Here is an 18,708-nt window from a genome sequence, read left to right as displayed (position 1 = left end):
TCACTCCAGCCGCTCGCGCGGCACTGAACCGGACCAGATGAAATACAAAGACCTGCGCGACTTCGTCGGCCGTCTCGAGGCGATCGGTGAACTGCGCCGTATCCCGCAAAACGTCTCGCCAATCCTGGAAATGACCGAACTGTGCGATCGCGTGCTACGCGCCGGCGGTCCGGCCTTGTTGTTTGAGAGCAAGCAGGAGCATGCGTTCCCGGTCCTCGGCAACCTGTTCGGCACACCGCGCCGCGTCGCGCTCGGCATGGGTATCGACGCGCAAGCCGGTGAAGGGGATGGCGCCGCGCTGGAGTCGCTGCGCGACGTCGGCCGTCTGCTGTCGGCGCTGAAGGAACCGGAGCCGCCCAAAGGGATCAAGGATGCCGGCAAACTGTTCTCGCTCGCAAAGGCCGTTTGGGACATGGCGCCGAAAACAGTGAGTGCGCCGCCCTGCCAGGAAATCGTCTGGGAAGGCAACGACGTCGACCTCGCGAAACTGCCGATTCAGACCTGCTGGCCGGGCGATGCAGGACCGCTGATCACGTGGGGCCTGACGGTCACAAAGGGCCCGAATAAGAGCCGCCAAAATCTGGGCATCTACCGCCAGCAACTGATCGGGCGTAACAAACTGATCATGCGGTGGCTCGCCCATCGGGGCGGCGCGCTCGATTTCCGCGAGTTCGCGCTACAGAATCCGGGCAAACCTTACCCGGTCGCAGTCGTGCTCGGAGCCGATCCGGCGACCATCCTCGGGGCGGTCACACCGGTGCCCGACACGCTCTCCGAATATCAGTTCGCCGGGCTGCTGCGCGGCGGGCGCACCGAGCTCGCCAAATGCATCACGCCGGGCGTCGATACCTTGCAGGTGCCGGCGCGCGCCGAGATCGTGCTCGAAGGCTTCATCTATCCGCAGGAAGGTGCGCCCTCGCCAGCCCCGGCCGGCGCGCCGCCGCGTCCGGCCAAGGGCGCCTCGGCCGCCTATGAGCATGCGCTGGAAGGCCCATACGGCGACCACACTGGCTACTACAACGAACAGGAGTGGTTCCCCGTCTTCACGGTCGAGCGCATTACGATGCGGCGCGACGCGATCTATCACTCCACCTATACCGGCAAGCCGCCCGACGAACCCGCCGTGCTCGGCGTCGCGCTCAACGAAGTGTTCGTGCCGCTGTTGCAGAAGCAGTTCACCGAAATCACCGATTTCTATCTGCCGCCCGAAGGATGCAGCTACCGGATGGCGATCGTGCAGATGAAAAAGAGCTACCCCGGCCACGCCAAACGGGTGATGTTCGGCGTGTGGAGCTTCCTGCGGCAATTCATGTACACGAAGTTCATCGTCGTGGTCGACGAGGACGTGAATATTCGCGACTGGAAGGAAGTGATCTGGGCAATCACCACGCGTATCGATCCGGCGCGCGACACCGTGCTGGTCGATCGCACGCCGATCGACTATCTGGATTTCGCATCGCCGGTGGCGGGTCTCGGTTCGAAGATGGGACTCGACGCCACCAACAAATGGCCCGGCGAAACCGATCGCGAATGGGGCCGCCCGATCGCGATGGACGACGCGGTCAAACAACGCATCGACACGCTTTGGAACGAGCTGGGCCTGTAAAGCGAACCTGCAAAACAAATCTGAATAACAAGAACTGATGGAGCAGTTGCGCGAATGCACGCCTTTTCAATGATGTCGGACGGTTTTTTTCTGTCGTTGTCGTTGTGTCTGGATATCGGTCTCGTCAACGTCGCGATGATTTCGCTAACGCTGTCGCATGGATTCAAACCGGGCTTCTGGCTGGGTCTCGGTTCCTGTGTCGGCGATCTGATCTACGCGGCGCTCGCGCTCGCGGGCATGGCGGCGCTGTTGCAGTTCGAGTCGGTACGCTGGGTTGTGTGGATCGGCGGCGCCGCGATTCTGCTCTTCCTCACCTGGAAGATGGCGCGCGAAGCCATGTTCCAGGCATCGGCGCCGCCGGTTGCGGGCGAGGCGGATGCAGATGCGAATGCGCCACATCTGTCCGCGTGGCGCGGGTTTCTGCGCGGCGTGTTGCTGGCGGTATCGTCGCCGTCGGCGATTCTGTGGTTCGCGGCAGTCGGCGGCGCGCTGATCGCGAAAGCCGGTGCGACCAGCGTGACCACTGCGCCGGTGTTCCTCGGCGGCTTTTTTCTCGGCGGCCTGTGCTGGACGATCTTTATCTGCGGACTCGGCAGCCACGGACGCAAACGCGCCGGCACCGGCCTGCTGCGCGCCTGTCACGTGTTGTCGGCACTATTGTTCGCCTACTTCTCGTATAGCGTGATCGTCAACGGGTATCGCGATCTGATCGTGCAAACCGCGCACGCGGCAAGCTAAGAAAACGGCTCGCATCGGCGAGCCGTCTTCCGTTGCTCCAGAGCATTCCAAAGCCGCGGCATGATACGCATCAGCGCATATCACGCGCCTATCAGCCGCCTATCAAGCGAGATACTGCGCCAGCTTCGCCAGATCGACGTTGCCGCCGCTCACCACCACGCCCACCCGCTTGCCCTTCACCGGCACGATGCCGTTGAGCACTGCTGCCGCGGCCAGGCAGCCCGTCGGCTCGACCACGATCTTCATGCGCTGCGCGAAAAAGCGCATCGTCTCGACCAACTGTTCGTCGCTGACCGTTTCGATTCGCGCGACCAGCTTCCGGATGATCGCGAACGTGTAGTCGCCGAGGTGGGTGGAGGCGGCGCCGTCTGCGATCGTGCGCGGCGCATCGATATGCACGATCTCGCCGCGCGCGAGCGACTGCTGGCCGTCGTTGCCTGCTTCGGGCTCGATACCGATCACCGTGCACGCCGGGCTCAACGCCGCCGCCGACAACGCGCTGCCGCCAATCAGCCCGCCACCGCCGAGGCAAACGAACAGCATGTCGAGCGGTCCGGTTTCTTCGATCAGTTCCTTGACCGCTGTGCCCTGCCCCGCGATCACGTGCGAATGGTCGTACGGCGGAATCAGCGTCATGCCGCGCTCTTCGGCGAGCCGCCGGCCGATCTCTTCGCGACTCTCCGTGTAGCGGTCGTAACTGATCACTTCACCGCCGTAGCCCTTGGTCGCGGCGACTTTGGCGGCGGGCGCGTCATGCGGCATGATGATCGTCGCGCGGATGCCAGCGAGGCGCGCCGACAAGGCAATCGCCTGCGCATGATTGCCCGACGAATACGTCAGCACACCTGCTGCGCGCTGCTCTGCATCGAAATGCGAAATCGCGTTGTAGGCGCCGCGAAACTTGAACGCGCCCATGCGCTGAAAATTTTCACACTTGAAGAACACCGACGCGCCCGTGCGCTCATTGAAAGTGCTCGACGTCAGAACGGGGGTGCGGTGTGCGACCCCTTCGAGACGCGCAGCGGCGTCGAGTACGTCGTCGAAAGTGGGTGTTGGAAGCGCTTGCATCGGCGAAACTCTCCAGAGCGGTGGCTAAACAGCCATTCTCCCAGCTTCGACAACGCTTTGGAATGTTACTGCTGCGACGGCCTTCAGCCAGCAGGACTGAAGCGGCGTGGCAAAACACAAACGGCGTAACTCGGCGATCAAGCCGGCGTTACGCCGTCAGCAACTCACGAACAATCAACAGGCTACGTTACAGGAGCTGTTGGAGCACGAACCACTGTGCTGCATGTGATTAGCGACGATAGTAACCATGCCCGTAATAACCGCGGCCGTAATAGCCACGGTGGTAGTAAGGACCGCCATAGCCGTAATAACCACCCACGACCACAGGCGGCGGCGCGTAATAGACCGGCGGAGCGTAAACCACCGGCGGAGGCGGCGGCGCGTAATAGACCGGCGGCGGCGCGGCATAAACCGGATAAGCCGGCGCGATTGGAATGCCGATACCGATACCGACAGAAACATGCGCCTGAGCAGCAGTGGCGAGCCCCATACCAAGTGCTGCGGCAACGACAAACGGAATGATCTTTTTCACTTCTATTCTCCTGGCGCGGCCCACTGAGGTCGCCGACTTGCATGCTTTGCATGCTACAAAATCAATGTATCGAAAAAGTCAGCGAGTATCTGTTCACATTTGTTGCAAATTGCAATCGGTGGCAATGGGTCGCAAACGGCGTTCGTATGACGCGGCGCAATCTGGCGGCGTAGAGGGCTGAAAACCAAGGAGTCAGGCGGGTCCAACGGGGAGAAACAGGGCAGCCTTACGGGTCTCGGCGCGCAATGCACTGACTTGTCAGTAATCTTTGATTACAAATTAGCTTCAATCCTGACGGCCCACATAAAAAAATGCCCGGCGCAAGCGCACCGGGCATTTCTTACCTTCGAGCGGGCGAAGCTTTCAGCCTACTTTCACATAGGCGAATTCTCTGGAGACGTTGGGTGGGACGTATGCGCCGCTAATGCGCACGCGAGGCGTCAAGCGCTTCTTCTGATCCCACCAGCGACGGCGCTGCGAATGCGTCAAGAACCGCAAGTGCTTTCGGTAAGAAAAAATATTCATCATTACCTCCCGAATCTGACTGCGAGACGAAAAACCCAGAACTGCAACGGCCAAACCGGATCATCAGGAAATTGTGAGCAGTTTTTGAGCCTGCGGGGCGCGCACCGCCGGATGACCGGCCGGGCGCGCCATATCGCACGCAAACTGATCTGAGGAAAGCGGTCGCCGGGCCGCGCCGCGGGCGGGCAGATGCGCGATACTTCAGCTTTCCCGTTTCGCATGTCCCGTCAGGAGCAGGCAACCATGATGTCCCAGCCCTCTCTGCCGCGTCTCGGTTTCATCGGTGCGGGCCGGCTCGCGCGATGTCTCGCGCACGGCTTCTCTCGCGCCGGCTATCCGGTCACGGCGGTGGCGAGCCGCACGGCAGCCTCGGCCAACCGGCTCGCCAGTCAAATCCAGCATTGCGCGGCATTCGACGATCCGCAACAGGCCGTCGACGCCGCCGATATCATCTTTTTAGCCGTTCCCGATGACAGTATCGGTACGACAGCACACACATTGCGTTTCGCCTCGCCCGCCAAAGCACTCGTGCATTGCAGCGGCGCTTCGCCGGTCGAATTGCTGACGCCGGCGCGCGACCAGGGCGCGGCGATCGGCGGATTTCATCCACTGTACCTGTTTAGCGGCGATCTCGCCGACCTCGAACGCATCGCCGGCTGCTCGGTCACGATCGAGGCCGACGGCGCGCTCAAGGAAGCGCTGACGGCGCTGGCCGTCGCGTTGCGCTGCCATCCGCTATCGATCCCGGCGGGCGGGCGCATGCTATATCACGCCGCCGCGCACTACGCGGCCAGTTTCGCGCTGTGCAGCCTCGCCGAATGTGTGGCGCTGTGGCGCACGCTGGGCTTTGCAGAAGACGACGCGCTGCGCGCCCTGTTGCCGATGCTGGCCGGCACCATCGAAACCGCTCGCGACAAGGGCCTGCCCAACGCGCTGGCGGGTCCGGTGTCGCGCGGCGACACCAGCGTCGTGGAAAAGCAGTTGGCGCTGCTGGAAGGTCTGGGCGGCGATCATGCCGCGTTGTACGGTTTGCTGTCGCGGCGCGCCGTGGGACTGGCCGAGCGGCGCGCCACGCCGCCTGCCGCGATCGACGTGATCGCCGAGGCCGTCGAAGAATCTCTCAGCCGTTCGCTGAATCAGGCTGCAGCAGGTGCAAGCGTCAAGTAAGCCGTGATAATGTGACGACCGGCGCCGCGCGCAATCCGCCAGCGCCGCGCATCGGGACCAACAGACGAGAACGCACAATGATCAAGGTCAGCATCCTCTATCCATACCGGGAAAACGGCCACTTCGACGTGGACTATTACTGCGTCACGCACATGCCGCTTGCGGCCAGGCTGTTTGGGCCGTCGCTCAAGGGTTGGTCGGTCGACGTCGGCATCAACGCCGGGCCGGGTACGCCCCCGCCGTATGTCGCGGCAGGACATTTCCTGTTCGACAGCCTGGACGACTTCTACAAGGTCTTCAAGCCGGCTTCGGAACAGTTGGTCGCCGACCTCCCCAATTACACCAACGGCGGCAACGGCACGATTCTGATCAGCGAGATCAAGATTTCGCGGTAATTCACGGCTCGACGGTCTGGTTTGCCTGAACACTGAACACTGAACACCGAACACCACGCAATCGCTTCACCGCGCCACTTGGGACACGCCGCCCTGCGGACACGGCGCATGAAAGCCCAATGAACCTGCCGGCGCGCCGATTGGTCAGCGCCAGCACCCCGCGGCCGATCGACGGCCGTCTCAGAAGGATAAGGACACGAGATGTTTGGCGATATCGCCCGTTTTCTGCTCAATACCGTTTTTACGCTGTTCGGCGCCGCGCTGCTGCTGCGCGCATGGCTGCAGGTCGTGCGCATGCCGCCGTACAACCCTGTTACGAACGCGGTGCTGCAAGCCACCAATTGGATCGTGCTGCCGCTGCGGCGCATCCTGCCGAGTACGCGCAATTTCGACTGGGCGAGCATCGTCGCGGCCCTGATCGCCGCGATCGTCTACGTGGTGCTGATGGTGTGGCTCACCGGCGCCGATCCGCTCACGCTGTTGCCGACCTTGCTGATCGTCGCGGTGCTGACGCTCGTCAAATGGGCGCTCAACCTGATCATCTGGCTGACAATCCTGATGGCGCTGCTGTCGTGGCTCAATCCGCGCTCGCCCGCCATGCCGATTCTGTACCAGCTCACTGCGCCGTTCCTGAATCCGCTGCGCCGCGTGGTGCCGCAACTCGGCGGAATCGACCTGTCGCCGATTCTGCTGTTCGTGATCGTGCAGGTGCTGTTGATGGTGGTGACGCGCGCCGCCGTTCAGTTGACTTACTTCGTGATCTGAAAAAGCGTTTAGCGCGCCGTAGGGACACGGGTGGCGGCAACGCGATTTGCGCAAACCACCCGTTCCCGAGTAAAATTGTGCGCTCTGCGGGCGTCGTATAATGGTAATACCCTAGCTTCCCAAGCTGCAACGGCTTGAGCAAACCCACTATTCATGCGGGTTTTGGATGTGGTTTTCTAACGGGCACCATTGGAAACCACGTGTCACGCGGGTTTGACGGCGACGCCAGTTTTCACGCCAGCGCTAAATATCAAAAGCTGCTGATCCACTTCCCGCGCTTCGACCGCGATCGCCTCTACCGACATTAGTCACAGCCCCGCGACAATCCCGAGCATTTCGGGCGAATGAGGCACAATTGCCGTGCGAAGTGTCGATTTGCACACGCCCCCTACATCTCAAAACACTACAAGGCGTCTTCAGATGAGGCCCATTTTCACGGTCCATGCAGGCGAGTATTTGGTTGGGTGCGAAATCGAAGCACTTTTCCCGAATCATCGAGTTTGGGTGCCATCGAAGGACAGCGGTATTGATCTGCTTGTAACAGACAAGTCATGCGAAAAACTGGCGTCGATTCAAGTTAAGTTTTCCAAAGACCATCTTGCGTCGGGCAAAGAGGCCCGTGCCACCGCCGAAATCAAGTCGGGCGGATGGTGGAAGCTGGATCGAACGTACGCTGCCATCGCACCCGACAATGACATAATCCAAAGCTATTTCTGGATCACTCGTTCAGGCCGGTGCTGGGAAACGCGCGGACTTGGGAAATCTGACTTGCAGGCAGTCTGCGAGGATACGTTTGAGAGCGAACCGCGGGACTTCACGGCGTTCCTGAACCGCTGGCCGTTCAAGGATGAGGTGTGACCTTAAGGTTGCTTCCGAAAACGTCGCGAAGGGCAGCGGACAGATCACGAATCTGACCGGCAGTAAGGGGCGAGAAATCGCCGTGGCATGAGGTATCGTTCATGCGAAGACTATCCGGGCGATGTCGCTCCCTGGGCAACATGGCGAAGGTATGTGCTTCGCTGGGCTAGTCGTCTCAGTTCGACCCACTGCGGTCCTCGGGACCGAAGCGAAGTAGGTGTCCGGTGTAGAACGTCTTTCGGTCGTTAAGTGCATCTAGCCCCGAGACGTCGTTCAACATCGGGGAGCATGTCACTCCCCGATCGAGGGCAGCGGAGCCGGAAGCTAATGCCAGACCTGGACCATCCAACCCAAAGCGCTTCACTGAAACGTGACGGACCTGACGGGACGGTGGTCTGGAAGCCGGGCGATATTTTCAAGAGCAATGATAGGCATTCCCCGACCTACCCGCTGATGTGATCCGCCCCGCCCACCTCCTTGATGAAGGCGAGCAGGAGCTCGCTGAGCCGAACAGGCTGCTCCTGTTGGATCCAGTGACCGGCGCCGTCGATCAGCTCGATGCCCCCCATTCTCGTCGTCGCCTTCGTCCTCATAAGATCGAGCGCGCCCGGCGCCGAATAGGTGCCCCAATCGCTCTTCCCGCCAATGAAGAGCGACGGGACATCGATCGTCTTGCCCGAAAACAGGCGCAACTCAGCGTTCAGGTCAGGATCGGAAAAGACGCGATAAGCCTGCAGGGCGCCTTGAAACCCCGTGCGGCCATACTCCTCCGTGTACACCCCAAGTTCCGGCTCGGTGAGCCATTTGCTGGCCAGGACCTCGGCGGAGGAAGGTTGGAATGGAGCGACGGTCTCGGGCATCGTCTTGCCGAGATCCATGACGTAATAGGTGGGCATTTGTGCAAGTTCTGCGGCGGTTAGCGCCTTCAACGGATGCGGCTTATTACCCGGCCAGTCGGCGCTCTTGACGTAGAAAAATGCACGAAGAAACGCGTGTAAGCCTTGAGGGGGGTGCCACATGTCATGGTTCGCCTCCCGTGTGCTCAGGTATTGCTGGTAATACTCTCTTGGCGGGTCGAGCGCCGCCAGCGCGGCCGCTAACTTTTGATTGCCAGTGTTCGGTTGAACCGACGATACCTCGCTTTCCGCAATGTTGAACGGAAGCGTCGGCGGACCGGGGAACGGTGCGCTCATCAGCACCACCGAGGGAAAGACGTCAGGTCGGGCTAGCGCACAATAGGCCGCCACGGGCGAGCCGAGGTCGTGCCCGACGAGCATTGCCGTACGCCGATACCCCAACGCCAAAACCAATCCAAGGGCGTCACGCGTCATATTCAAAAGGCTGAAGGGCGCTAGCTGGGCGTCATAGTCGTTCACCCAACCGGTGGTGCGGCCAAAACCCCGCTGGTCGGGCGCCACGACATGGTAGCCGGCGTCCGCCAGAATTGGGATGAGGTGTCGCCAGCCGTAAGCCAAATCGGGAAACCCGTGCAGAAGCAGCGCGAGTGGCCGGCCGAGGCTTTCGTAACCGGCCTCGAGAATATGGACATCGAGGCCGTTGACCCCACGGATCATGCGCGAGCGGACCCCCTTGGGAAGCGTTCCCTCGCCATATGTTGATGTGGTCAAATCAATTCCTCCTACGAGGTTTGCGCGGGCGGGTCGAATTAAAGCCGCAACGAGGCTGACCGCGCCCACCGCTAAGACGGCTCGTCGGGACGCCGATGGCTTGAAGCTAGGTGGATGACTCATGACGGAACGCCACGTCCGCGTGCAAGCGTTGTCTTCAGCTTCAGCGAAAACGCACGCGACGAATAATTCGCACGGCGGCCGGGCAATCGAGGACGATCAGCCCCGACACGAAGACGCTCTGCATAGGGTGAGCGAGGAAACCCGCACGTTTCGTCTTCAGTTATTCCTGCCGCAATCTGGGCAGGCTGCGCATCACTGAATGAACTTTCTTGGCTTGCGATTCTGTCGGGGGGCATCGCCGGGCTCCTTGTATGGTGATCACCATAGTATGTCGATCACCATAGAATAATCAAGCGAAACGTGCTATGTTCTCGGCATGCCACGTAAGACTGACGCCCGCGCTCGCGCGATTGCCACGGCCGAACGACTGTTTCGCATCCAAGGCTACACTGCGACGGGATTGATCCAGATCCTTGAAGAAAGCGGTGCGCCTAAGGGATCGTTCTACTTTCACTTTCCACGCGGCAAGGCACAACTCGCAGAAGAAGCAATCGATAATTACGTTGCGAATCGAATTGCTGTATTACGGGACATCTCGGCGAATACGACGGGTGATGCTCTGAATTTTGTTCATCAGATTTTCAGGACATTCGCGGCCGAAATGGTCGCCTCTGATTTCCAGTATGGATGTCTAATGCAAAATCTGGCGAATGAGCTGCCCGCGCTCGACGCTGAGCTGACCAAACGGGTAGCGCGCGGATTTGTTGAGTCGACCGAGATTATTGCGGAGCATTTTAGGGTGTGCGGTTTCGCTCCCGCGCGCGCGTCCTCTACCGCAGCCGCATTGGTAGCCGCCCTCGAAGGCGCGCGGACGATCGCCCGCCTGGAACGCACGCCGGCTATATTCGAGGCTCTGGCAGAGGTTAGTGTCCAACGGTGGGCTGCTCCCGAGGGGTGATCCGGTCCAATGTTCTCGGTCGGACGAAATTGGCACCGATCATCCTATGAAGAGCGTCGGTCTTTCGCGAATGTCCGTTCGCAGACGCCCAGCCGCCGGATGAATGTCTTGGCATTGTCCATTGCCGGACCGCCACAGTCAGTTTGGCTTCGGCTTAAGCAGGAATATGTCACGCTAATTCTCTGCGTTCGCTTGGGTCGCGCTGAGGCGGTCGGGCGACTTGAACGCAAGGAGAATGGGCATGCAGACGAATTCGAAGAAGGCCGAACAGGTCGGCCTGCCGGCGACCTCACGGCTGAGCCGGTCGTACGGCAAGGCTGATTTTGTCGACGCATTTTCGGTGGACTTGCCAGCGACTGCTTGCAACGACGCAGAGTCTCTCGCTCGATACATCTTTGCAGGGCAACCCAAGTGGATCGCGATGCTGCTGGGAGTTCGCGACATTGCCGTATGGCCATTCGGCCTTAAAAGAACGATTGATCTGAAAGTCGCGAAGGACGACCGGCTAAGTATTTTCCGCGTGTTCGAACGGCATAAAGACGAGATCATTCTGGGCGAGGACGACACGCATCTTGATTTCCGCGTGTCGGTTCTCGTGCAGCCCGCATCTGAGGACCGGCCCCAGCGACTGATAGTCACTACGCTTGTCTTCTACAATCGTTTGCTGGGTCGGGCCTATCTTGGCCTTATCGCTCCTTTCCATCGCCTCGTCGTGCGAGCCTCACTCGACCGGGCACAGAAGCTCGGATGGCCCGGCCGGTAGCGGCGATTCCGATCAACGCGCCTTCCAGCGGGCCGTAGATGGCCAGACGCTCAAAGTCGCGGGTTCCTGAGAGCGGCCAGGGCCAGGCGTAGCTATCCATTTCCACCTGATCAGTCACGCGCTCGCCCCCTTCACTAGCAGGCACTCATGACCAATCATCCCGACATCGCCAAGATCAGTTTCACAGGTTCTACAGAGGCGGGAAAGCACGTGTTGCGCGCTGCCGCTGGAACGGTCAAACGCGTGACGCTTGAAATGGGTGGTAACGACGCAGCGATTGTGCTTCCCGACGCAGACTACAGATCGATCATCCCACAACTCTTTTGGGGGGCTATCGTTCATGCGGAGACTATCCCGCCGTCCGCGTTGTCTGGACAACATGACGAAAGTTATGTGCTTCGGCGGCCCATTCGTCCTTGTTCGACCCCTAAGCAGCCTGTCACCTTGCTCTGAAGCGGACATCCAACGCCGCTCTTCAGCGGCCAAAACATGCTGGCGTGACTTTGCGCAAGCCGAAGGCATGACAGCATGTTTTGGACCGCCTGGAAGGCTTTGTTAGAGCGCAAAATCGCCGGCTCACTGACCATGCTTGCCGCCAGCATTGATGTTCCAGAGTTGCAGCGCACGCACGGTTGCCAAGTAATCCACAAACGTCAGGGCGCCGAAGCCGCCCATCTGAATGGCGAACCTATGTGGGCAATAAAGCTAGAGGGCAACCAGCTCGGCGAGCTTGGCCGCGACATTTGCCATCGTATCTTCTACAGTGTTCAGGCCGCTTCTCGAGCCGAGCAGGGGGCTGACTTCGCGGAGAGCTTCATACGTCGTGTCGTGCACGATGGGAACGAGCAGGTCACGCGCTAGGAGTGCCGAAAGCTCTTTGTCGGCGATGCCCTCCCCTGCGAGGCGGCGCAGCAGCGCAGGGGTCACCAGCACGATCCCTACTCGCGACTTCGCCAGTCCCTTATCGATTTCGCGGAGCAACGTCGCGCCTAGGAGGACATCCTTCTCGCTGAACCAAACCGAGACACCGAGCGACTCGAGCAGATCATGCAGTTCCTTGGCGACCCCTTTTCGGTCGTCCCACGCGTGGCAAAGAAAGACGTCCCGAAGATCGGGCACAGACGCTCGCTTCTCGACGTTTTCGCGGACCGGCGTGAGCGTCCGCACCTCGGCAGGCGTGTATACCACGGACGAACCTGCTCGCGACCAGCGCGGCCGTCCGCTGCTGCCTGACCCGCTGACGCTGCTCCGGCCGCCCCCGCTGCTCCCCGACGAGGAATAGGATTGGGGGTACGATGAGGGCGAATATGAGTATGACCGGTAGCCGCTATAGCGGCTACCACATGCGGGGCAGGCCGCTGCCGCGCTCGCTGTGCGATGGCCTTGTACTGGTGCTGTGCATCTAGCCATGTCGTAATCCTTCCATTTGTAATCGCTCTTTCAAGTAGAGGGTTAAGCAGCCGTTGGTACCGAGTACCATCGACTATTTCTAGCCTTACCGCAAAGCGCCGCGCAATAGGATTGGAAAAGCAGCGAGGGGCATCCGATGCGCTGTAACTGTGTGTTATATGGCAAAGCACTATGCGAGTCGCATGGAACGGAGAGTTCGTTCACGGCTCAACGAAGGTCCAACCGCTTCATGCTTTGTCAATTCGGCATATCTAAGAGCGAACCCTCAAAGATTCACATTGAGGGTTGCCATCGGCTTGTTTTTTGTAGAACCAGTCGAGAGTTGCAAGTCACTTCTTGAATTTTTGAAACGATACAACATCGGCTAGACTAACACCGGCTTGACGCTCAGTCGGATCGCTCGACCTCGCTGATCGAAGGGTCGCTAACTCCACGACCTGAACTGGCGCAGTGAAGTAATTCACGCGCAGACCGCAGAGTTTCTCCACATCACGAGGTGAATATCCCAAGTGACGTGCGATGCTTTCGACCGGCAAAATTCCTTCATTGATCAGCAACTCCACCGTGCGTCGTAACAAGCGCGGTGCCTCTGGCTCCCATTTTTCGTCGCCAGGTTCTGCCTTGGATCCCCAACGGGCGGAACGTCGCTTGAAGAGCGTCAACTTGTCTTCATCACTAAGCAAGCCAAGTGCGTGCAAGCGCATCATCATCGCCGCCACAGACGCCCCCCAGCGCTGCTTGAGGATGAGCAAATTGTCTAGGTTTGTCGGCACACGAACTTCACTAGCAAACGTTTCCGCTGGGAGCAAGAGCGCACCTGCAAATCGATGCGCTTGTTTTTCCATCTGGTTGTAGCGGTCGCGCTCTTCAGCTCTCGGTATGTGCTTATGCAAAATGAGATGCCCGATTTCGTGTGCCAAATCAAATCGACTGCGGAAAGCATTGGCTTTGTCAGCCGACAGAAACACGATGGGCCGCCCAAGCAGTTCGCTCCAACTTGAAAGACCTTCAATAGCCGATATTTCAGTTTCTTCGCGAATGACGAGGACGCCCGCACTTTCAGCAGCCAGAGCAAGGTTCTGCACGGGACCCCGGCCCAATTGCCAAAGCGCGCGACATTCCTCAGCCGCTGCCTCGATATCGGCGTCGCTGATCTGCTCAGGATCCTGAAATGCGCGCACGGGAAGGTTGACTTCCGGATAGTCAACGTAGTCGCCGAGAAGAACGGCGATCTCCTGCGTCCATTCGGTCCGAGCCTCCAACTTGGCGCGAGCGGCTTTCAAAGCCGATGCATTGCTTCGATAGAGTGGCTTAGAGACAGGCCGCAACATAGCGCGTGTGAGCCATTCCGGCTGCACGTTGAGTACAGAGGCAAGCCGCTCGAATGTATCCGCCTCGGGAGCTTGATCTCCCTTACACCACTTGGTGACGGTCGGCGCCGCAACGCCAACCAAGCTTGCCAGCTGGCCCTTCGTCAGCCCACGAGCCGCAAGCGCTTGCTCAAGCCTTGCGGGTTGAAGATCATTAATTCCCTTCGTCATTGCCAGTCTGCTTCTTGGGTTGTGTCTTGAGTTTGGGCTGAGCGTTGTCCGGCTGCTCCACCGTGTTCGTTTGCTCGTACAGGCTCAAGAATTCGGTCACTGACTTCATATACAGCCAGGACTTCATGTCGGGCGCTGGCAGCGCCAACATGACCTGAGTCAGTTGAGCGATGCCGTTCGCATCGACACCATCCATAACACCGAGAATGAATATGGTGCCCGCCGTCGCTTCCGACGCTTCGTCAAACAAGTCGCGCTGCACGTATTTGTGTTCGATGCTTTTGTTGACTTCTGCCAACGTCTTGCGCGTCGCACTCCGCCGCAAATTCACCCATTGATGCCCGGGGACGTTGAGGCGTGCAACGTGGAAGATACCCCAGCGCCCCACAACCAGACGAGTGCCACGAAGAGGCGTCGGGTCTGCACCGTGAGCCAACAAAGCTTCGTGGAATGCCTCATTGATGTAGAAGTGCTTCACTTGGCCAGCGGCGGACGGGCGATGCCCTTGCGCAAACGCGGACGCCTGGGTGCGGCCTTTTACATCCCCATTGTGATATGCATCCTCACAAGCCATCAGCGCATCACGCGGAATGTTTTGGACGATGAGTTGTTCCAGTGCTTCGATACCATCAGCGGGCGAAGTCGCCATACATGACACACCGTAGGTTGTTTTCGAGTAACGCGAATTCTACCACCAAAAGTTTCGTGTTCAGGGGGAAATCATCAAATTTTCGTTCGTGTGAGCGCGTGACGATGACACTCGCGTGATGCCAGCAAGAATTTCCGAAGCGCATACACTTTTCACGCCACCCACCACAATCCCGACTCCCCAAATCGCCGAAACCCCTGTAAAATAGCGCGCTCTGCGGGCGTCGTATAATGGTAATACCCTAGCTTCCCAAGCTAGAGCCGTGGGTTCGATTCCCATCGCCCGCTCCAGATGCTTTCTCACCTGCCTTGGCGCTTGGTCAAGCGGCACACCAGAAAGTGTCTGCGCAACCGCACTTCCCTCCTGCTGTATCTGTCACCGCGCGTCATCCCTGGAAGTTGCGCAAAAATGCGCTGAACGATGCCGTATGAAACGCGCCAGGCCGCGAACTCCAACCTACTTCGTCACCTTCTCCACAGAACAGATCGCAGAAATAAAACCTATCCTTAGAAACTTTCGCATTTTTCAATACCAGTGATGTCTTTCCAAAAATGCCCGAGCCGATGCCGCCGTGTGATAGCGGCCAAGAATATAGTGAATCCCGCCCTGGCATTCTTCGACCGCATTACCGAATGATTTTCCGCCAATCGGATTCAGATCGTATTGGGGCCGCAGCGGCTGATAAAGTCCGCGCGCAGTCGACTTCGGATTGCGCGCATCCGCTATGCCGCTCGATTCCTGCGCCATCAGCCAGAGTAAATCGTTGAATCAGGCCGTCTATTCCGGGCCGCTCTTCGGGCCACCCGCCGTCTGGACGCACCCTTTTCGGTTGTGCTACCTTACGCGCACTTGCAACGCCCGCTCCACCTTCTGCTGAGCTTTCAGCTGAATCCAGCACGAGCCGCCTCCATGAAGGCGGCTTTTTTGTAGTGGCGGCAATCTGGCGTGGCGACCTGTGCGAGCGGCGGCCCATGCCGCACGACCGCGCGGACCGTGCCTGACGGCACGCCATGCAGCCCGAAGCCCTCACCCTTGTAGCAGCATCGACGATGATCCACGACCCAAACGACGCCGGCCTGCCGGACGACCTCCCACTGACCAGTGAAACCGAAGGCGAACCCGCCGGCGGCGACGCATCCACGGAAGAGGCGCTGCATCGGCGCCGCATTCGCAGCTTTGTCACGCGCGCCGGCCGCGTATCGACCGGCCAGCGCCGCGCGATGGATGAACTCGGCCCGCGTTTCGTCGTGCCGTTCGCGCCGCAGCAGCCCGACTGGAACAGCGTGTTCGGCCGCGCGGCGCCGCGCGTGCTGGAGATCGGTTTCGGGATGGGCGCGACCACCGCGGAAATCGCCTCGCATCGTCCGGATGACGATTTTCTGGGCGTCGAAGTGCACGAGCCGGGCGTCGGCGCGCTGCTCAAGCTGATGGGCGAGCAAGGGTTGTCGAACATCCGCATCATTCAGCACGATGCCGTCGAAGTGCTCGAACAGATGATCGCCCCGGACAGCCTCGACGGCGTGCACATCTTCTTTCCGGACCCGTGGCACAAAGCGCGCCACCACAAGCGCCGGCTGATCCAGCCGAAGTTCGTCGCGCTGCTCGTCTCGCGCCTGAAGCCGGGCGCGTATCTGCATTGCGCGACCGACTGGCAGAACTACGCCGAACAGATGCTCGACGTGCTGGGCGCCGAGCCCGCGCTGGCAAACACCGCCGACGGCTACGCGCCGCGCCCCGAATACCGGCCGGTGACGAAGTTCGAGCGCCGCGGGCTGCGGCTCGGACACGGCGTGTGGGATCTGGTCTTCAGGAAACGCGGCGCGGCGTAAAACTGCTCGATAACGCGCTGGCAAATGAAAAAAGGTCCGCAATTCGCGGACCTTTTTCATTTCTCCCGACCGACACGGCTAAAAGCTCAATCCGTCCAGCTCAACGCCCCGCTGTAGCCCACCATCAGAATCAATAGCCCGAAGCCGATGCGATACCACGCGAACGCGGTGAAGTCGTGCGCGGCAATATAGCGCAGCAGCCAGCGCACGCAGGCGAAGGCGCTGACGAAGGCGGCCACAAAGCCGAGCGCAAAGCTGCCGAGCGCGTCCGTAGAGAGCACGTGCCAACTTTTGTAGAGTTCGTAAGCGGTCGCGCCGAAAATGATCGGGATCGCGAGAAAGAACGAAAACTCCGTGGCGACACGCCGGTCGAGGCCGAACAGCATCCCGCCGATGATCGTCGAGCCCGAGCGCGACGTGCCCGGAATCAGCGCGAAACATTGAGCGAGACCGACCTTCAACGCGTCCAGCGGGGTCAAATCGTCGACGCTGTGCACGCGCGCCGCGGCGCCGCCGCCCGCGCGTTGCCGCGCCTCCGCCCACAGGATCACCACGCCGCCCATCACCAGCGCGAACGCCACCGGCACCGGTGAAAACAGCGCCGCCTTGATGGCCTTTTCGAACAGCAAGCCGAGCACGACCGCCGGAATCGTCGCGATGATCACGTTCAGCGCAAAGCGGCGCGCGTCGGGCCGGCTCGGCAAGCCGGCTACCACGCTGCCGATACGGCGGCGAAATTCCCAGCATACGGCCAGAATCGCGCCGAGCTGGATCACGACATCGAAGGTTTTCGCGTGTTCGTCGGTGAAATCGAGCAGACTGCCCACGACGATCAGATGGCCGGTGCTCGACACCGGCAAAAACTCCGTCAACCCTTCGACGACACCCAGAATCAGCGCCTTGCACGCCATTAGCCAGTCCATCCTTGACCCTCATCGCTGCAGATAGTCGAAGCAGGGCCAGCGATGCAGCGCGCGGCCCTGCCGGCCGCACGCGCCGTCATTTCTCGACGATTTGCACGCGTATGCCGTTTGTAAGGATGGTGATTGTACCGGGTTCGTAGTTCACTCCGGCAAATTGCAGCTGTTCGGGCTTGAAGGTGTAGATCGGATAGTTGGTCAGCAACTGCGTGGCGAGCAGCGCGGCGGCGGCGTTGATCTGTTGCGTATAGGCCTGCGCCTGCCCGCTCACGCTCACGTTGTCGACGTTCGGCGACTTCAGCACGACCGACTTGCTGGCGGCGTCGTAGGCCAGTTCGCTCGACAGCGTGAATACGCCGTCGACAGGCTGCTGCATGAAGGGACTCGCGAGCCGCGCATCGAGCTTCACCGACACGCGGTTGGCGTCCGGCAGAAAGCCCACCACCGGATTGGTCAGCGCGACGTCGAACACCTGCGAGACCGTGCGCTGATACGGAAATTTACGTTGCACCGCATCCTGCACCTGCTGCTGCGAGAACGTGTAATGCGACGGGATGAACGGAAAAATCGACGTCGCACAGGCGCTCAGCGACATCGCGATACCAAACGCCGTGCAGCCTGTCAGCGCTGCAAGCAGGAAGCGGCGCCGGGTCGGCGCGGCGGATCGGGTCATGCGAAATCTCCTGTGGATGCCTTCTCGAGCATGCGGTCGAGTTGTGCTGGTTTGCCGTGCTGGATTGCGTGGCGGCGTGCTCTCGCGTCGGACTACTGGCTGCGCGTCGCCGGTCGAGTTTGGGTTTCAAGTTGGGTGAGCCACGCGAGCGCTTCGCCGCGGTTCGTGCCGCACATTTCCGTCTGCGGCTGCAAGCCGGAACAGCACGCCGGCCGTTCCGGCTGGCCGAAGATAGCGCAGCGCAAATCGTCGCCGAGCTGCACGCAGCGCACGCCCGCCGGCTTGCCGAGCGGCATGCCCGGAATCGGGCTCGAAATCGACGGCGCGATACAGCACGCGCCGCAATCGGGGCGGCACGCGTGACCGTCCACGTGAAACGGAGACTCGCGCTTCACGACGTTGTTCGCCCCGCTTTTCACCCAATCGCTCACGACACTTTTCCTGAACTCGAACACGTGCGGCACATCGCCAAGACCCGCATTGTGCCATCGCCTCACATGCGACCTTTTTACACAATCTGGCATACGACGACTCACGTAAACTTGACGGATACGAAAGGCTACGCTCAAGAGGCGCCTGCGCTGTTCGATCCGCTCCGGCGAACCAGCTGGTTCCTGCCT

The 18,708-nt window shown here is 60.3% G+C and carries 21 protein-coding genes and 1 tRNA gene; 11 read left to right on the top strand and 11 right to left on the bottom strand.

Annotated elements, in window-relative coordinates; genetic code table 11:
* The first annotated feature begins 37 nt into the window (after positions 1 to 37).
* Complete coding sequence (locus AC3WLT_RS03715; RefSeq protein WP_492590572.1) at positions 38 to 1,606, top strand: UbiD family decarboxylase; 1,569 nt, start codon at positions 38 to 40, stop codon at positions 1,604 to 1,606.
* A 54-nt stretch (positions 1,607 to 1,660) separates the two neighbouring features.
* Positions 1,661 to 2,344 carry a LysE family translocator gene (locus AC3WLT_RS03710; protein WP_492590571.1) on the top strand — a complete coding sequence of 228 codons (684 nt, stop codon included), beginning with the start codon at positions 1,661 to 1,663 and terminating at the stop codon, positions 2,342 to 2,344.
* 102 nt (positions 2,345 to 2,446) lie between these two features.
* Here AC3WLT_RS03710 and AC3WLT_RS03705 read toward each other — a convergent pair whose 3' ends face one another.
* Complete coding sequence (locus AC3WLT_RS03705; protein WP_492590570.1) at positions 2,447 to 3,412, bottom strand: threo-3-hydroxy-L-aspartate ammonia-lyase; 966 nt, start codon at positions 3,410 to 3,412, stop codon at positions 2,447 to 2,449.
* 229 nt (positions 3,413 to 3,641) lie between these two features.
* On the bottom strand, positions 3,642 to 3,944 hold the full coding sequence (locus tag AC3WLT_RS03700) for a hypothetical protein (protein ID WP_492590569.1): 303 nt from the start codon (positions 3,942 to 3,944) through the stop codon (positions 3,642 to 3,644).
* 771 nt (positions 3,945 to 4,715) lie between these two features.
* On the opposite strand from AC3WLT_RS03700, the gene AC3WLT_RS03695 reads away from it, so the two are divergent.
* The 4 genes from AC3WLT_RS03695 (at position 4,716) to AC3WLT_RS03680 (ending at position 7,654) form a co-directional block, all read left to right on the top strand.
* Entirely contained in the window at positions 4,716 to 5,636 is a 921-nt protein-coding gene (locus AC3WLT_RS03695) for a Rossmann-like and DUF2520 domain-containing protein (protein ID WP_492590568.1), read from the top strand.
* A 77-nt stretch (positions 5,637 to 5,713) separates the two neighbouring features.
* A complete protein-coding gene (locus AC3WLT_RS03690) occupies positions 5,714 to 6,031 on the top strand; it encodes an EthD family reductase (RefSeq protein WP_492590567.1) in 318 nt (105 codons plus the stop codon).
* A 201-nt stretch (positions 6,032 to 6,232) separates the two neighbouring features.
* Positions 6,233 to 6,796, top strand: coding sequence for a YggT family protein (locus tag AC3WLT_RS03685; RefSeq protein WP_492590566.1), 564 nt, complete (start codon positions 6,233 to 6,235; stop codon positions 6,794 to 6,796).
* Between the two features lie 420 nt (positions 6,797 to 7,216).
* A complete protein-coding gene (locus AC3WLT_RS03680; protein WP_492590565.1) occupies positions 7,217 to 7,654 on the top strand; it encodes a hypothetical protein in 438 nt (145 codons plus the stop codon).
* A gap of 443 nt (positions 7,655 to 8,097) precedes the next feature.
* On the opposite strand, the gene AC3WLT_RS03675 is transcribed toward AC3WLT_RS03680, so the two are convergent.
* Entirely contained in the window at positions 8,098 to 9,228 is a 1,131-nt protein-coding gene (locus AC3WLT_RS03675; RefSeq protein ID WP_492590638.1) for an alpha/beta fold hydrolase, read from the bottom strand.
* 493 nt (positions 9,229 to 9,721) lie between these two features.
* Between AC3WLT_RS03675 and AC3WLT_RS03670 the strand changes: the two genes are divergently transcribed.
* The 3 genes from AC3WLT_RS03670 to AC3WLT_RS03660 all read left to right on the top strand — a co-directional run bounded on the left by AC3WLT_RS03670 (position 9,722) and on the right by AC3WLT_RS03660 (position 11,519).
* Complete coding sequence (locus tag AC3WLT_RS03670) at positions 9,722 to 10,303, top strand: TetR/AcrR family transcriptional regulator (RefSeq protein ID WP_492590564.1); 582 nt, start codon at positions 9,722 to 9,724, stop codon at positions 10,301 to 10,303.
* 241 nt (positions 10,304 to 10,544) lie between these two features.
* Positions 10,545 to 11,066: a DUF2867 domain-containing protein gene (locus tag AC3WLT_RS03665; protein ID WP_492590563.1), complete on the top strand. Its 522-nt coding sequence runs from the start codon at positions 10,545 to 10,547 to the stop codon at positions 11,064 to 11,066.
* Positions 11,067 to 11,213: 147 nt separating this feature from the next.
* Positions 11,214 to 11,519 carry an aldehyde dehydrogenase family protein gene (locus tag AC3WLT_RS03660; RefSeq protein ID WP_492590562.1) on the top strand — a complete coding sequence of 102 codons (306 nt, stop codon included), beginning with the start codon at positions 11,214 to 11,216 and terminating at the stop codon, positions 11,517 to 11,519.
* A 252-nt stretch (positions 11,520 to 11,771) separates the two neighbouring features.
* Here AC3WLT_RS03660 and AC3WLT_RS03655 read toward each other — a convergent pair whose 3' ends face one another.
* The 3 genes from AC3WLT_RS03655 to AC3WLT_RS03645 all read right to left on the bottom strand — a co-directional run bounded on the left by AC3WLT_RS03655 (position 11,772) and on the right by AC3WLT_RS03645 (position 14,666).
* Positions 11,772 to 12,254 (bottom strand): toll/interleukin-1 receptor domain-containing protein, encoded by a 483-nt coding sequence (locus AC3WLT_RS03655; protein ID WP_492590561.1) that lies wholly within the window; start codon positions 12,252 to 12,254, stop codon positions 11,772 to 11,774.
* Positions 12,255 to 12,805: 551 nt separating this feature from the next.
* The gene (locus tag AC3WLT_RS03650; RefSeq protein WP_492590560.1) at positions 12,806 to 14,017 is read right to left on the bottom strand and encodes an XRE family transcriptional regulator; all 1,212 of its coding nucleotides are present in this window, start codon (positions 14,015 to 14,017) and stop codon (positions 12,806 to 12,808) included.
* Entirely contained in the window at positions 14,001 to 14,666 is a 666-nt protein-coding gene (locus tag AC3WLT_RS03645; RefSeq protein WP_492590559.1) for a hypothetical protein, read from the bottom strand. Before AC3WLT_RS03645 ends, AC3WLT_RS03650 begins: the two co-directional genes overlap by 17 nt.
* A 216-nt stretch (positions 14,667 to 14,882) precedes the next feature.
* Between AC3WLT_RS03645 and AC3WLT_RS03640 the strand changes: the two genes are divergently transcribed.
* Positions 14,883 to 14,956: transfer RNA gene (locus AC3WLT_RS03640), tRNA-Gly, on the top strand.
* 235 nt (positions 14,957 to 15,191) lie between these two features.
* Here AC3WLT_RS03640 and AC3WLT_RS03635 read toward each other — a convergent pair.
* Positions 15,192 to 15,413 carry an aggregation-promoting factor C-terminal-like domain-containing protein gene (locus AC3WLT_RS03635; protein ID WP_492590558.1) on the bottom strand — a complete coding sequence of 74 codons (222 nt, stop codon included), beginning with the start codon at positions 15,411 to 15,413 and terminating at the stop codon, positions 15,192 to 15,194.
* A gap of 134 nt (positions 15,414 to 15,547) precedes the next feature.
* Entirely contained in the window at positions 15,548 to 15,724 is a 177-nt protein-coding gene (locus tag AC3WLT_RS03630; RefSeq protein ID WP_492590557.1) for a hypothetical protein, read from the bottom strand.
* Here AC3WLT_RS03630 and trmB point away from each other — a divergent pair.
* The gene (gene trmB, locus AC3WLT_RS03625) at positions 15,716 to 16,495 is read left to right on the top strand and encodes a tRNA (guanosine(46)-N7)-methyltransferase TrmB (protein ID WP_492590556.1); all 780 of its coding nucleotides are present in this window, start codon (positions 15,716 to 15,718) and stop codon (positions 16,493 to 16,495) included. The genes AC3WLT_RS03630 and trmB overlap by 9 nt on opposite strands.
* Before the next feature lie 86 nt (positions 16,496 to 16,581).
* Here trmB and AC3WLT_RS03620 read toward each other — a convergent pair whose 3' ends face one another.
* From AC3WLT_RS03620 to AC3WLT_RS03610, 3 genes are all read right to left on the bottom strand, one after another.
* Complete coding sequence (locus AC3WLT_RS03620; RefSeq protein ID WP_492590555.1) at positions 16,582 to 17,418, bottom strand: undecaprenyl-diphosphate phosphatase; 837 nt, start codon at positions 17,416 to 17,418, stop codon at positions 16,582 to 16,584.
* Positions 17,419 to 17,494: 76 nt separating this feature from the next.
* A complete protein-coding gene (locus AC3WLT_RS03615; protein WP_492590554.1) occupies positions 17,495 to 18,088 on the bottom strand; it encodes a DUF1439 domain-containing protein in 594 nt (197 codons plus the stop codon).
* Positions 18,089 to 18,180: 92 nt separating this feature from the next.
* Positions 18,181 to 18,519: a YkgJ family cysteine cluster protein gene (locus AC3WLT_RS03610; protein ID WP_492590553.1), complete on the bottom strand. Its 339-nt coding sequence runs from the start codon at positions 18,517 to 18,519 to the stop codon at positions 18,181 to 18,183.
* Positions 18,520 to 18,708: the final 189 nt, after the last annotated feature.

It is taken from the genome of Paraburkholderia sp. FW306-2-2C-D06C (assembly GCF_058781505.1).
This window is presented reverse-complemented; position numbering and strand designations above follow the sequence as displayed.

What these genes read in the sequence shown, in the direction of transcription:
- AC3WLT_RS03615 (WP_492590554.1), bottom strand. Translation starts at nt 18,088, where the DNA reads ATGACCCGATCCGCCGCGCCGACCCGGCGCCGCTTCCTGCTTGCAGCG.
- AC3WLT_RS03685 (WP_492590566.1), top strand. Translation starts at nt 6,233, where the DNA reads ATGTTTGGCGATATCGCCCGTTTTCTGCTCAATACCGTTTTTACGCTG.
- AC3WLT_RS03705 (WP_492590570.1), bottom strand. Translation starts at nt 3,412, where the DNA reads ATGCAAGCGCTTCCAACACCCACTTTCGACGACGTACTCGACGCCGCT.
- AC3WLT_RS03675 (WP_492590638.1), bottom strand. Translation starts at nt 9,228, where the DNA reads ATGATCCGTGGGGTCAACGGCCTCGATGTCCATATTCTCGAGGCCGGT.
- AC3WLT_RS03650 (WP_492590560.1), bottom strand. Translation starts at nt 14,017, where the DNA reads ATGACGAAGGGAATTAATGATCTTCAACCCGCAAGGCTTGAGCAAGCG.
- AC3WLT_RS03680 (WP_492590565.1), top strand. Translation starts at nt 7,217, where the DNA reads ATGAGGCCCATTTTCACGGTCCATGCAGGCGAGTATTTGGTTGGGTGC.
- AC3WLT_RS03665 (WP_492590563.1), top strand. Translation starts at nt 10,545, where the DNA reads ATGCAGACGAATTCGAAGAAGGCCGAACAGGTCGGCCTGCCGGCGACC.
- AC3WLT_RS03690 (WP_492590567.1), top strand. Translation starts at nt 5,714, where the DNA reads ATGATCAAGGTCAGCATCCTCTATCCATACCGGGAAAACGGCCACTTC.
- AC3WLT_RS03670 (WP_492590564.1), top strand. Translation starts at nt 9,722, where the DNA reads ATGCCACGTAAGACTGACGCCCGCGCTCGCGCGATTGCCACGGCCGAA.
- AC3WLT_RS03715 (WP_492590572.1), top strand. Translation starts at nt 38, where the DNA reads ATGAAATACAAAGACCTGCGCGACTTCGTCGGCCGTCTCGAGGCGATC.
- AC3WLT_RS03695 (WP_492590568.1), top strand. Translation starts at nt 4,716, where the DNA reads ATGTCCCAGCCCTCTCTGCCGCGTCTCGGTTTCATCGGTGCGGGCCGG.
- AC3WLT_RS03710 (WP_492590571.1), top strand. Translation starts at nt 1,661, where the DNA reads ATGCACGCCTTTTCAATGATGTCGGACGGTTTTTTTCTGTCGTTGTCG.
- AC3WLT_RS03620 (WP_492590555.1), bottom strand. Translation starts at nt 17,418, where the DNA reads ATGGACTGGCTAATGGCGTGCAAGGCGCTGATTCTGGGTGTCGTCGAA.
- AC3WLT_RS03645 (WP_492590559.1), bottom strand. Translation starts at nt 14,666, where the DNA reads ATGGCGACTTCGCCCGCTGATGGTATCGAAGCACTGGAACAACTCATC.
- AC3WLT_RS03635 (WP_492590558.1), bottom strand. Translation starts at nt 15,413, where the DNA reads ATGGCGCAGGAATCGAGCGGCATAGCGGATGCGCGCAATCCGAAGTCG.
- AC3WLT_RS03660 (WP_492590562.1), top strand. Translation starts at nt 11,214, where the DNA reads ATGACCAATCATCCCGACATCGCCAAGATCAGTTTCACAGGTTCTACA.
- trmB (WP_492590556.1), top strand. Translation starts at nt 15,716, where the DNA reads ATGATCCACGACCCAAACGACGCCGGCCTGCCGGACGACCTCCCACTG.